This window comes from Inquilinus sp. YAF38, from assembly GCF_052113205.1.
GTDB lineage: Bacteria > Pseudomonadota > Alphaproteobacteria > DSM-16000 > Inquilinaceae > Inquilinus.
In genome coordinates this window covers 53,072-64,811 of sequence record NZ_JBFRCU010000037.1, presented here as the reverse complement: position 1 = coordinate 64,811, position 11,740 = coordinate 53,072, and the positions used below count along the sequence as shown (strand labels likewise).

Genomic DNA, 11,740 nt, shown 5'->3' with positions numbered 1-11,740 from the left:
GTCCTGGCCCTGGCCGGCGTGCTGGACGGCCACCGCGCCACCACGCATTGGGAGGACCTGCGCGACTTCGCCGAGCGCTTCCCGGCCGTGACCGCCGTGCCCGACCGCTTCGTGATCGACCGCCGCCGCATCACCGCCGGCGGGGCGCTGCCGACGCTGGACCTGATGCTGGACCTGCTGCGTCGCGACCACGGGCTGAGCTTGGCGCTGGCTGTCTCCAGTACCTTCCTCTACGAGGGCACGCATCCCGGCCACGACCCGCAGCACATGGTCGCCGCCGGCCGCCTGGCCTGGCAGGACCCGCTGCTGGTGCGGGCGATCCGGCTGATGGAGGCAAATATCGAGGCGCCTCTGCCGGTCGAGGCGATCGCGGCGGAGCTGGGAATCGGCCCGCGCGCCCTGCTGCAGCGCTTCCGGGCGACGCTCGGCACCGGCCCCAAGGCCTATTACGCCGAGCTGCGCCTGGCCCTGGCCCGGCGCCTGCTGGAGAACACCGACCGCCCGGTCAATGATATCGCCGCCGATTGCGGCTTCGCCTCCGGCTCCGCCCTCGCCCGCGCCTTCCGCACCCGCTATGGCGTCAACCCGGCCGGGGCGCGGCGGGGAGGCTAGCGCCGGACCACCGGGTCCGGCGAGAACCGGGCCTGGCGGGGATCGAGCTCATGGCCCTGCCGCTCGGTCAGCAGGCCGTACAGCTCCGGCCGCCGGCCGCGGATCCAGCGCCGGCCGGTCGCCAGCGGCAGCAGGTCGAGGTCGAGATCGGCGACGACCATGACGTCGTCGGCCACGCCGGTCTCGGCCAGGATGCGGCCATAGGGGTCCAGCACCACGGCGTTGCCGGTGCGAACCTCGCCGTCATCCTCGCCGACGCCGTTGCTGAACAGCAGGAACATGCCGTTGTCATGGGCCCGCGCCGGCAGCCAGCGCATCAGCCAACCGCGACCCTTCGGCCCGGCGAACTCCGCCTCGACCGCTGCCGGGTCCTCGTGACGTCGGTGCCACAGCGCCGGGTCGATCAGCCCCATGGCCTGCGGGCTGCGCGAGGCGCAGCCGCCGGTCTGGTGCGGCGCCAGCAGAATTTCGGCGCCCAGCAGCGCCGTGGCCCGGGCATTCTCCACCAGGTTGTTGTCCCAGCAGATCAGCACGCCCAGCCGCACGCCCCAGGGCGTGTCGAACACGGTGTAGCGGTCGCCGCTGGCGATGTGCTCACTCTCGAAGGCGTGCAGCTTGCGGTGGCAGTGCACCGCCCCGTCCGGCAGGCAGACGGCGTAGGAGTTGTAGAAGCGGCCGTCGCCGCCCGCTTCGACCAGCCCGACACCGATCGCCATGCCGTGCTGCACCGCCAGGTCGCGCACCGCCTGCACCGACGGCCCATCCGGCACCAGCTCGGCCAGGGCGGCGATAGCGTCGCGGCCGAGGTTGCGGACATGCCAGTAGCCGGTGATGCACATCTCCGGAAAGACCAGGATCTTCACCCCCTGCGCCGCCGCGGCCGCGGTGAAGTGGCGGATGCGCGACAGGTTGTACGGCTTGTCGTCGGCCTGGTGCTGAAACTGGACGGTGGCGGCGCGCAGCAGGGTCATCACGGCCTCTCGGGATATCGATGCCGCGACTCTAGCTGCCGAACGGCCTGTGCATGGACTATCATCCCCGCACCATGCCCGATCGAAACCGCACAGCGCTGGATTGGGACGATGTCCGCTACGCCGTCGCCCTGGCCCGGCATGGCAGCCTGTCCGCCACCGCCCGGGCGCTGGGGGTGAACCACGCCACCGTGTCGCGCCGGCTGGACGGGCTGGAGCGGGCGCTGGGCCGGCCGATCTTCGACCGCCGCCCCGACGGCTACCGCCCGAATGCGGCGGGCGCGGCGGTGCTGGCCGAGGCCGAGGCGATGGAAGCCCGGGCGATGGCCCTGCTGCGCCGGCTGGATCCTGTCGAGGAGGGACCCGTGGGACCGGTGCGGCTGACCACCGCCCGGTCGCTGGCGCTGGGCTTCCTGGTCGACCGGCTGGACGGGCTACGCCGGCGCCATCCCGGCATCGCGCTGGAGCTGGTGCTGGAGACCCGGATCACCAGCCTGGCCCGGCGCGAGGCCGAGATCGCGCTGCGCCTGGGCCGGCCGGCGGACAGCGCCCTGGTCGGGAAGCGGGTGGCAACCATCGCCTATCGCGCCTATGCGGCGCCCGCAGTGGCGGCCGAGGCCGCATCCGGCAGCGCCCCGCCCCTGATCGGCGACGAGGAAGGAGAGTCGGAGGCCGCCTGGCTGGCGCGGCGCCATCCCGGCCGCCACATCGCCTTCCGCTGCGACAGCCAGATGGCCCAGGCCGCGGCCGCCCGCGCCGGCTGGGGCGTGGCGCTGCTGCCGCGCTTCCTGGGCGATCCCGATCCCGGCCTGGCGCCGGTGGCGCTGGACGCCCTGCCGCCGCCGCGCGAGATCTGGCTGCTGATCCGCCCCGACCTGGCCGAGGTGCCGCGGGTGAGGGTGGTGGCCGATGCGCTGGCCGAACTGTTCCGCGAGCACCGGGCGCTGTTCGGCTAGGTTCGGAACACACCCCGCAGCAGCATCGCCACCACCAGCGCCAGCACACCCGCCACGACGACCGGGATCGCCGCCGCTGGYCAGCCCGCGGCATCGACCACGCCGCCGACCGCGACCGGGCCGATCACCTGGCCGAGATTGCTGCCCTGCATGGTCAGGCCGAGCGTCATCGGCCCGAGACCCGGCTTCGGCGCCACCAGCGCCGCGGCGCCCAGCACCGTGGCCGGCAGCAGCCCGCCGACGCCGGAGAACAGGACACAGAGCAGGAACACCACCGTCGGCGGCAGCGGGAGGGCGAAGACGGCGATGCCCGTCAGGGTCATAACGACGGCGGCGGTGGCGATCAGCGCCCAGCGCGCGGCGCCGCGCCCGAGCAGCAGGCCAGCGGCCAGGTTGCCCAGGACGTTGGCGCCGACCGCGATGGCGCTGAGCGCGCCGGCCGCCCCGACCGCCACCCCCATCTGGTCCATCAGCAGCACCGGCAGGAAGCCGGCCAGGGCGAAGTACAGCAGGCTGTAGAGCACGAAAGCGGAGGCCAGCAGCAGCGGCCCGCGCGAGGTCGCGGTCAGCACCGCGTCGCGGCCGATCTCACGCCAGGACAACGCGTCATTGCCTCTTGCCTGCGCCCGGACGGCGAGGAGCAGCAGCAGGACGAAGGCACCGGCCAGTATGGCGTTGGCGAGCCAGAACGGCCGCCATCCCGCCAGCGAGGCGCCGAGCAGCAGGGCGATCGCCATGCCGGCCGGCATGAAGGCGCTCCAGATCCCGAAGGCGAGATCGCGGTCCGGCGCGGCGACGATGCGCTGCAGCAGGGCCGGCGCCGCGACCACCACCAGCAGGAAGCCCAGCCCTTCGAGCACCCGCGTGCCGAGCAGCAGCGGGAAGCTGCCGGCCGCCGAGCCGACGGCGCTGCCCAGCGCCAGGGCGGCGAGGCCGAGCGCTAGCAGCCGGCGGTCGCCGAACCGGGCCACGGCCGCGCCCGCCGGAATGCCGCCGACCACGCCGAGCAGGGCGAAGACCGACATGATCCAGCCGGCCGCCTCCAGCCCCAGGCCGAACTCGGCGCGCAGGGCCGGCAGGGCGATGGCGCCCTTGCCGACCTGCAGCGCCGCGACCACGCCAGAGGCGACGACCACGGCGACCGCGGTCCAGCGGGTCGGTACCGCCTGCGTTCCAGCAAGCGCTGCGGTCACGCCGCGGACTCCCGGAGCGGCGCGCTGGCCTGGATCGCGCGGGTCCAGTGCACCAGGCGCTGCAGCATCCGGGCCAGGATCGCCCGCGTCGGCTCGTCGGTCAGGCGCAGTTCGTCGTCGAACTTCTCGGCGGCGCGGCCGACGAAGATCTCCGGCTGGTTCAGCACATGCAGGCCGGTGGTGATCGCCACGTCGCGCAGATGCAGCTGGGCCCGCACCGTGCCCATCCCGGCCGAGGCGCCGAGGATGGCGACCGGCTTGCCGACCAGAACCGAGGCGCCGTAGGGACGCGATGCCCAGTCGATGGCGTTCTTCAGCGCCGGCGCGATCGAGTAGTTGTATTCCGGCACCGCCAGCAGCAGCGCGTCGGCCGCCTCGATCTTTGCCTTCAGCGTCTGGACCGGCGTGGGGAGGCCCTCGGCTTCGACATCCTCGTTGAAGAAGGGCAGGTCGTGCAGCGGGTGGATCTCCAGCGCGGCCTCGACGGGCAGCAACTCGCCTGCGGCGCGCAGCAGCGCCGTGTTCAGCGACGCCCGGCGCAGGCTGCCGGACAGGCCGAGAATGCGGATCGGGTCGGACATGACAAACCCCTTCGAGAAAGGCCGGTGCTCGTTTTGCGGCCCGGACCACAGGGGATTTGGCCCGGAAGCGGCGCGGCGGCCATCCGCGAGGTCCGTATGCACCCTATACGAATCTGTATGACTAAGGGTTGAGTTGCGATGCCTGCGCCTTCAGCTCGGCCACGGCGAAATCGATGAAGGCGCGGATGCGCGGCGAGTCGCGCAGGTCGGCATGCACCCCCAGGCGCACGGACTGCACCGGGCAGGACACCGGCGTCTCGATCCGCCGCAGCCCCGGACGGGCATCGCCCAAGAGCCGCGGCAGGCCGGACATCGCCAGCCCGGTCTCGGCCGCGGCCAACTGCGATCCCAGGCCGCTGGTGCGCAGGACCACCCGCGCCTGCGGCGCGATGCCATGCAGCCAGACCGCCTGGGTCGACCGGCTGGCGAAGTCGTACATGGTGACGACGGCATGGCCGGCGCAGCCGGCGGCGAAATCCGGAGGGCCGTACCGGTCGAGATAGCCAGGCGTGGCGTAGAGGCCGTAGCCGACCTCCGCCACCTTGCGCTCGATCAGATCCTCCTGGGCGAAGGCGGCGAAGCGGAAGGCGAGGTCGGCCTCGCGCCGCGACAGGTTGAACATGCGCGGCTCGTTCAGGAGCTCGACCGCCACCAGCGGGTGCAATGCGCCGAACCGCGCCGTGATCGGGCCGACGACATGGTCGCCGAACCAGTCCAGGCTGGTGACGGTGATGGCACCCTGCAGGCCGGTGTCGCGCGCGGCGATCCGGCGCTCGACCGCCAGCGCCCCCTCCTCCATCCGCTGCAGCCCGTCGACCAGCGCGGCGCAGAGCGGCGTCGGCGACAGGCCGCCGGCCGAGCGCTCGAACAGCTTGACCCCGATCCGCCGTTCCAGCCCGTCCAGCCGCCGGCTGACCGTCGGCTGGGTGGTGCCGAGCTGTCGCGCCGCGGCGCTGAGCGAACCGTGCCGGGCGACGGCGAAGGCGAACTTCAGGTCGTCCCAATCCATGCAGGAACTATACGGAACTGCATGGATGGGCGGAAAGACCCAGTCTGTCATCCTCGGGCTTGACCCGAGGATCCAGGGGCTTTCAGAGCCGGTCGCGGTGGCCCCTGGATTGCCGGGTCAAGCCCACGACTGTCCGGTTAACGAAAAATCGCAACCACTCCGTGTTTATCTTAAGTCGATATTCTATTTAATTGTCATCCTCGGGCTTGACCCGAGGATCCAGGGGCTTTCAAGAGCCGCTCTCGGTGGCCCCTGGATTGCCGGGTCAAGCCCGGCAATGACAATAAAGTTTAGTTCAGCGCCTAAATCTGCAACCCGAAGAGCTTTACCGAACGCCTGTGGGTCAAGCCCGGCAATGACAGGAAAGAGGAAGCCAAGGAGGCCAAGGGCCCTTACGGGCAGGGGTTCGGGTAGGCCGTGTGGATCGCGTCGATGCCCTGGAGCACCTCGGGCGACAGCGTGACCTCGGCCGCGGCGATGTTAGTGCGCAGCTGCTCCATCGAGGTGGCGCCGATGATCACCGAGGTCATGAACGGCCGCGAAAGGGCATAGGCGATCGCCATCTGCGCCGGGTCCAGCCCATGCTCCCGCGCCAGGGCGATGTAGCGCCGGGTCGCCGGCTCGGCGTTCGGCGTGTCGTAGCGCGAGCGGCGCGCGTCGACGGCGCGGCGCGAGCCCGGCGGCACCTGGCCGTCGAGATACTTGCCGGTCAGGGTCGCCGCGGCCAGGGGCGCATAGCCCAGCAGCCCGACATCCTCGCGATGGGCGCATTCGGCCAGCCCGATCTCGAAGCTGCGGTTCAGCAGGTTGTAGGGGTTCTGGATCGACACCGGCCGCGGCAGACCCAGCCGATCCGACGCCTCGACGAAGCGCATCAGGCCCCAGGGGGTTTCGTTCGACAGGCCGACATGGCGGATGCGGCCGGCCTTCACCTCGTCCGCCAGCGCTGCCAGCGTCTCCTCCGGCGCGACGAAATCCTCCGCCGGATCATGGGCGTAGCCGAGCTTGCCGAAGCTGTTCACCGAGCGGTTCGGCCAGTGCAGCTGGTACAGGTCGATCCGGTCGGTCTGCAGCCGCTTCAGGCTGGCCTCGACCGCGGCCTTGACGTTCTTGGCGTCGAGCCGCGGCTTGCCGTCGCGGACATGGGCCAGATGCGCGCCCGGGCCGGCGATCTTGGAGGCCAGCACCACCTGGTTGCGCTTGCCGGTCTTTGCGAACCAGCTGCCGATGATCTCCTCGGTCCGGCCATAGCTCTGGGCCGTCGGCGGCACCGAATACATCTCGGCCGTGTCCCAGAAGCTGACGCCGCGGTCGAGAGCGTAGTCCATCTGGGCGTGGCCCTCGGCCTCGGTGTTCTGCGTGCCCCAGGTCATGGTGCCGAGGCAGATCGCGGTGACGTCGAGGCCGGTGCGGCCGAGCGGACGCTGTTCCATCAGTGGCTCCGGGAGCGGATCTTGATTGGTCGGACGATTTCGCTATAGCCGGAAACGCCGCCGGACGGAACCGCGATGCGGCCTCAGCCGGTCTTCGCCAGGCCGGCGGACCGGATCAGCTCGACCACGGCGGGGGTGATGCGCTCGACGATCAGCTTCACGCCCGCGGCGCTGGGATGCATGCCGTCGGCCTGGTTCAGCGCCGTCACCAGCGCCACCCCGTCGAGGAAGAAGGGATAGAGCGCCACACCATGGGCCTTGGCCAGGTCCGGGAAGATCGGGTCGAAGGCGGCGGCATAGGCCGGGCCTAGATTGGGGGCCGCCCGCATCCCCGCCAGCAGCGTCGGGATCTTCTCCTGCCCCAGCCGGGCCAGGATCTTGTCAAGGTTGACGCGGGTCGTCGCCGGATCGACGCCGCGCAGCATGTCGTTGGCGCCGAGCTCGACGATCGCGAGGTCCGGCTTGTCGGCCAGCGCCCAGTCCAGCCGGTCGAGCCCGCCGGCGCTGGTGTCGCCGGACACGCCGCCGTTCAGCACCGTCACGTCATGGCCCTGCGCCCGCAGCGCCGCCTCGAGCTGCGGCACGAACCCGTCCGCCGGATCCAGGCCGAAGCCGGCGGTCAGGCTGTCGCCCAAAGCGAGGATGCGGATCGTTCCCGCCTGCGCCAGGCCGGGCAGCGCGGCGGCCGCGCACAGGGCCAGGAGCGCCGCATTGAAAAGGCGCCGGGCGGCGCCATCTGTCCGGAGTCGGGCAAAAGGGATGCGCATGGACGGGACCACTCCTGCACCGCAGGCCGGCTTCGGGGCCGGAAAGGCCGCCAGCATCCGGCTGATCGATGTGCACCTTGAATTGGCGAGCGCGGCCGGCCCCGTCAACATCCTGCGCGGAATCGACCTGTCCGTCGCCGCCGGCGAGGTGGTGTCGATCGTCGGCCCCTCCGGCTCCGGCAAGTCCAGCCTGATGATGCTGATCGGCGGGCTGGAGCGGCCGACCCAGGGCCGGGTCGAAGTCGCCGGGCGCGAGCTGTCGACGGCGAGCGAGGACGCGCTGGCGCTGTTCCGCCGCGACCATGTCGGCATCGTGTTCCAGAACTTCCACCTGATCCCGACGATGACGGCGCTGGAGAATGTCGCCATCCCGCTGGAGTTCGCCGGCGCGGCCGATGCCTTCGACCGGGCGGCGGAGCGGCTGCGCGCGGTCGGGCTGGGCCACCGCCTGAGCCACTATCCCGGCCAGCTGTCGGGCGGCGAGCAGCAGCGCACCGCCCTGGCCCGCGCCTTCGCCGCCGACCCCGACGTGATCCTGGCCGACGAGCCGACCGGCAACCTGGACGGCGAGACCGGGCGCCAGGTGATCGATCTGATGTTCGACCTGTCGCGCCGGCGCGGCGCCACGCTGCTGCTGATCACCCACGACCCGGCACTGGCGGCGCGCTGCGACCGCATCGTCCGGCTGGTCGACGGCCGCATCACCGATGCCGGCCTCACCCACTCCGCCGCCCTGGCCCGGCTGAAATGAGCTTCCGCAACGCCGCCCGGCTGGCCCGGCGCGAGCTGCGCGGCGGCCTGAAGGGCTTCCGCATCTTCCTGGCCTGCCTGGCGCTGGGCGTCGGCGCCATCGCCGCGGTGCAATCGGTCGCCGACGGCATCCGCCGCAGCATCGCCGAGGACGGCCAGGCGATCCTGGGCGGCGATGTCGAGCTGCACCGCCTGTACCAGCCGGCTACGGCGGAGGAGCGGGCCAAGTTCGAGGCCGCCGGCCGGGTGTCGGAGGTGGTCGAGACCCGCGGTATGGCCCGCAACCCGCAGGACGAGGCGACGACGCTGGTCGAGCTGAAGGCCGTGGACGGCGCCTATCCGCTGTACGGCCGGGTTGAGCTGGAGGGCGGCGGCGACCTGCAGGCGGCGCTGGCCCGGCAGGGCGACGGCGCCTGGGGCGCGGTGGCCGACCCGGAGGTGGCGGCCCGGCTGGGCCTGTCGGCCGGCGGCCGGATCGCGGTCGGCGACGCGGTGCTGCAGCTGCGCGGCACCATCGCGCGCGAGCCGGACAAGGCCGGCAGCGGCTTCGCCATCGGGCCGCGGCTGATGATCGCCCGCGGGGCGTTGGACGCCAGCGGCCTGATCCAGCCCGGATCGATGCTGACCTGGGATTACCGCCTGGCCCTGCCGCGCGGCAGCGACACGCGCGAGGTCGCCGAGACCCTGAAGGCACAATATACGGACGCCAACTGGCGGGTGCGCGACGACCGCGACGCGGCGCCGTCGCTGCGCCGGACCATCGACCAGCTGACCATGTACCTGACCCTGGTCGGGCTGACCGCCCTGCTGGTCGGCGGCGCCGGAGTCGGCAATGCGGTGCGGGCCTGGCTGGATGCGCGGCTGGCCACCATCGCCACGCTGAAATGCCTGGGTGCGCCGGGCCGACTGATCTTCCAGACCTATCTGATGCAGGTGCTGGTGCTGTCCGGCCTCGGCATCGCCATCGGCCTGCTGATCGGCGCGGCGGCCCCCTCGGCCGTCGCCGCGCTGATCCAGGGGCTGCTGCCGGTCGAGGCCCGGATCGGGGTCTATCCCGGCGCCCTGCTGCTGGCCGCCGGCTTCGGCCTGCTGACCAGCCTGAGCTTCTCGCTGTGGCCCCTGGCCCGCGCCGCCCGCATCCCGGCCGCGGCGCTGTTCCGCGACCGGGTGGCGCCGCGACATGCCCGGCCGGAGGCACGCTTCATCGCGATCACCGGCCTGTGCGCCGCCGCCCTGGCTGGACTCGCCATCGCCACCGCGGCGGATCCGTTCCTGGCCGCGATCTTCGTCGGCGGGGCCGTCGCCGCGATCCTGCTGTTCACCGGCACCGCGCTCGGCATCATGGCGCTGTCGCGCCGGGCGCCCCGTTCCCGCCGGCCGGGGCTGCGCCTGGCGCTGGCCAACCTGCACCGGCCGGGCGCACCGACGCCGCAGATCGTGCTGTCGCTCGGCCTCGGCCTGACCGTGCTGGCGGCGATTGCCCTGATCCAGGGCAACATGGACCGGCAGATCCGCGACACCCTGCCGGACCAGGCGCCGTCCTTCTTCTTCGTCGACGTGCAGAAGTCGCAGAAGCAGCAGTTCGACGCCCTGATCCAGGGCACGCCGGGCGCCGCCGACCTGGCCGAGGTGCCGAGCCTGCGCGGCCGCATCGCGGCTGTGAACGGCGTGCCGGCCGACAAGGCGGTGGTCGATCCCGGCAAGTCGAGCTGGCTGCGCGGCGACCGCGGCGTCACCTATGCCGCGGCGATGCCGCCGAAGGACAAGCTGCTGCAGGGCCGGTGGTGGCCGGCCGATTACGACGGCCCGCCGCAGATCTCGGTCTACAAGGACATCGCCGAGGCCTTCGGGCTGAAGCCGGGCGACCGGATGACGGTCAACGTGCTGGGCCGCGACATCGAGGCCGAGGTCGCCAGCATCCGGGACATCGACTGGAGCACGCTGGGTATCAACTTCACCCTGATCATGTCGCCGAAGCCGCTGTCGGCGGCGCCGCACACCTGGCTGGCGACGGTCCGGGTGCCGCCGGCCGGGGAGATGGCGCTGCAGAAGGCCGTGACCGAGGCCTTTCCCAACGTCACCACGGTGCGCCTGAGGGATGCGCTGGAGACGGTGAACGCCCTTCTGTCCCAGATCGGCACGGCGGTGCGGTCGACCGCCGGCGTCACGCTGCTGGCCGGTGCCCTGGTGCTGGCGGGCGCCGTGGTCGCGGGCCACCGCCGCCGAATCTACGACGCCGTGGTGCTGAAGGTGCTGGGCGCCACCCGCGGCGATATCCTGCGCGCCTTCCTGATCGAATACGGCCTGCTGGGCCTGCTGACCGCCGTGATCGCCTGCGCCCTGGGCAGCGTCGCCGCCTGGGCCGTGCTGACCTTCGTGATGGAGATCGACTGGGCCTTCCTGCCGCTGACCCTCTTGGGCACCGCGGCGCTGTGCATCGCCATCACCCTCGGCTTCGGCTTCCTCGGCACCTGGGTGGCGCTGGGCCAGAAGGCCGCGCCGCTGCTGCGAAACGAATAGGGGCCTTCGACGGTAACGCCTGAGGCCCTTCGGCGCAGGCGTCAACTGTTGTATGTTGGCCCGACGCTGCCAATATTTCAGCCGCGTGGTTCTTCACCACACTAGAGGTTTTCAAGATGGCCTTCGACCCACAGGGCCGCTACGCAACACCGGGCGCCGGCGCGCGCACCATCGAGCGTGCGGCGTTCGACGAGGGTCTGCGGCAGTACATGCTGCGGATCTACTGGTACATGGCCGGCGGCCTGCTGGTCAGCGGCATCACCGCCGCGGCGGTGATGTTCACGCCGCTCGGCGGCCTGTTCCTGGCGTTCAATCCGGTCCGGGGCGGCGTCGGCCTGACCGGGCTGGGCTGGGTGGCGCTGCTGGCGCCGATCGGCCTGATCTTCTGGATGAGCATGGGCATCCGCTCGATGAGCGCGTCCACGCTGCAGACGCTGTACTGGGCCTTCGTGGCCCTGCAGGGCATCGGCCTGGCGCCGGTGCTGATGTCCTACACCGGCGAGAGCGTGGTCCGGGTGTTCTTCATCACCGCGGCGTCCTTCGCGGGCTTGAGCCTGTACGGCTACACCACCAAGCGCAGCCTGTCGGCCTTCGGCTCGTTCCTGATCATGGGCCTGTTCGGCATCATCATCGCCAGCCTGGTCAACATCTTCCTGGCCTCGAGCGGCCTGGCCTTCGTCATCAGCGTGCTCGGCGTGCTGATCTTCGCCGGCCTGATCGCCTACGACACCCAGCGGCTGAAGGAGCAGTATGCCGAGGGGCTGGGCCAGGAGGTCGAGACCAAGACCGCGGTCTGGGGTGCGCTGACCCTGTACCTGAACTTCATCAACCTGTTCCTGTTCCTGCTGCGGCTGCTCGGCAACCGCAACTGACGGACCGGACGCTTCCGCGCGGAGCCCGGCGGCCCAACCGCCGGGCTTCGTCTTTCCGGACGCCCCATCGATCATG

The 11,740-nt window shown here is 71.6% G+C and carries 11 protein-coding genes; 5 read left to right on the top strand and 6 right to left on the bottom strand.

The genetic code is table 11. From position 1 onward, the window contains the following. Nucleotides 1–612, top strand: a 612-nt coding sequence (locus AB4Z01_RS18100) for a GlxA family transcriptional regulator (protein WP_441695938.1), incomplete at its 5' end; no start/stop codon positions are given. Here AB4Z01_RS18100 and AB4Z01_RS18095 read toward each other — a convergent pair. Next, the gene (locus AB4Z01_RS18095) at nucleotides 609–1,583 is read right to left on the bottom strand and encodes a nitrilase family protein (RefSeq protein WP_441695937.1); all 975 of its coding nucleotides are present in this window, start codon (nucleotides 1,581–1,583) and stop codon (nucleotides 609–611) included. The genes AB4Z01_RS18100 and AB4Z01_RS18095 overlap by 4 nt on opposite strands. A gap of 53 nt (nucleotides 1,584–1,636) precedes the next feature. Between AB4Z01_RS18095 and AB4Z01_RS18090 the strand changes: the two genes are divergently transcribed. Next, nucleotides 1,637–2,539, top strand: a complete 903-nt coding sequence (locus tag AB4Z01_RS18090; protein WP_441695936.1) for a LysR family transcriptional regulator — start codon at nucleotides 1,637–1,639, stop codon at nucleotides 2,537–2,539. Here the strand turns inward: AB4Z01_RS18090 and AB4Z01_RS18085 are convergent. The 5 genes from AB4Z01_RS18085 to AB4Z01_RS18065 all read right to left on the bottom strand — a co-directional run bounded on the left by AB4Z01_RS18085 (nucleotide 2,536) and on the right by AB4Z01_RS18065 (nucleotide 7,522). Next, complete coding sequence (locus AB4Z01_RS18085; protein ID WP_441695935.1) at nucleotides 2,536–3,732, bottom strand: MFS transporter; 1,197 nt, start codon at nucleotides 3,730–3,732, stop codon at nucleotides 2,536–2,538. The two genes, AB4Z01_RS18090 and AB4Z01_RS18085, sit on opposite strands and share 4 nt — an antisense overlap. Then, entirely contained in the window at nucleotides 3,729–4,313 is a 585-nt protein-coding gene (locus AB4Z01_RS18080) for an NADPH-dependent FMN reductase (RefSeq protein ID WP_441695934.1), read from the bottom strand. The genes AB4Z01_RS18085 and AB4Z01_RS18080 overlap by 4 nt, the downstream gene beginning before the upstream one ends. A 121-nt stretch (nucleotides 4,314–4,434) precedes the next feature. Beyond that, nucleotides 4,435–5,322: a LysR family transcriptional regulator gene (locus AB4Z01_RS18075; RefSeq protein ID WP_441695933.1), complete on the bottom strand. Its 888-nt coding sequence runs from the start codon at nucleotides 5,320–5,322 to the stop codon at nucleotides 4,435–4,437. 392 nt (nucleotides 5,323–5,714) lie between these two features. Then, entirely contained in the window at nucleotides 5,715–6,755 is a 1,041-nt protein-coding gene (locus AB4Z01_RS18070; protein WP_441695932.1) for an aldo/keto reductase, read from the bottom strand. An 83-nt stretch (nucleotides 6,756–6,838) separates the two neighbouring features. After that, nucleotides 6,839–7,522 (bottom strand): arylesterase, encoded by a 684-nt coding sequence (locus AB4Z01_RS18065; protein WP_441695931.1) that lies wholly within the window; start codon nucleotides 7,520–7,522, stop codon nucleotides 6,839–6,841. Here AB4Z01_RS18065 and AB4Z01_RS18060 point away from each other — a divergent pair. The 3 genes from AB4Z01_RS18060 to AB4Z01_RS18050 all read left to right on the top strand — a co-directional run bounded on the left by AB4Z01_RS18060 (nucleotide 7,521) and on the right by AB4Z01_RS18050 (nucleotide 11,664). Beyond that, nucleotides 7,521–8,273 carry an ABC transporter ATP-binding protein gene (locus AB4Z01_RS18060; RefSeq protein WP_441695930.1) on the top strand — a complete coding sequence of 251 codons (753 nt, stop codon included), beginning with the start codon at nucleotides 7,521–7,523 and terminating at the stop codon, nucleotides 8,271–8,273. The genes AB4Z01_RS18065 and AB4Z01_RS18060 overlap by 2 nt on opposite strands. Beyond that, entirely contained in the window at nucleotides 8,270–10,792 is a 2,523-nt protein-coding gene (locus AB4Z01_RS18055; RefSeq protein ID WP_441695929.1) for an ABC transporter permease, read from the top strand. Before AB4Z01_RS18060 ends, AB4Z01_RS18055 begins: the two co-directional genes overlap by 4 nt. Before the next feature lie 116 nt (nucleotides 10,793–10,908). Continuing rightward, nucleotides 10,909–11,664, top strand: coding sequence for a Bax inhibitor-1/YccA family protein (locus AB4Z01_RS18050; RefSeq protein WP_441695928.1), 756 nt, complete (start codon nucleotides 10,909–10,911; stop codon nucleotides 11,662–11,664). Nucleotides 11,665–11,740: the final 76 nt, after the last annotated feature.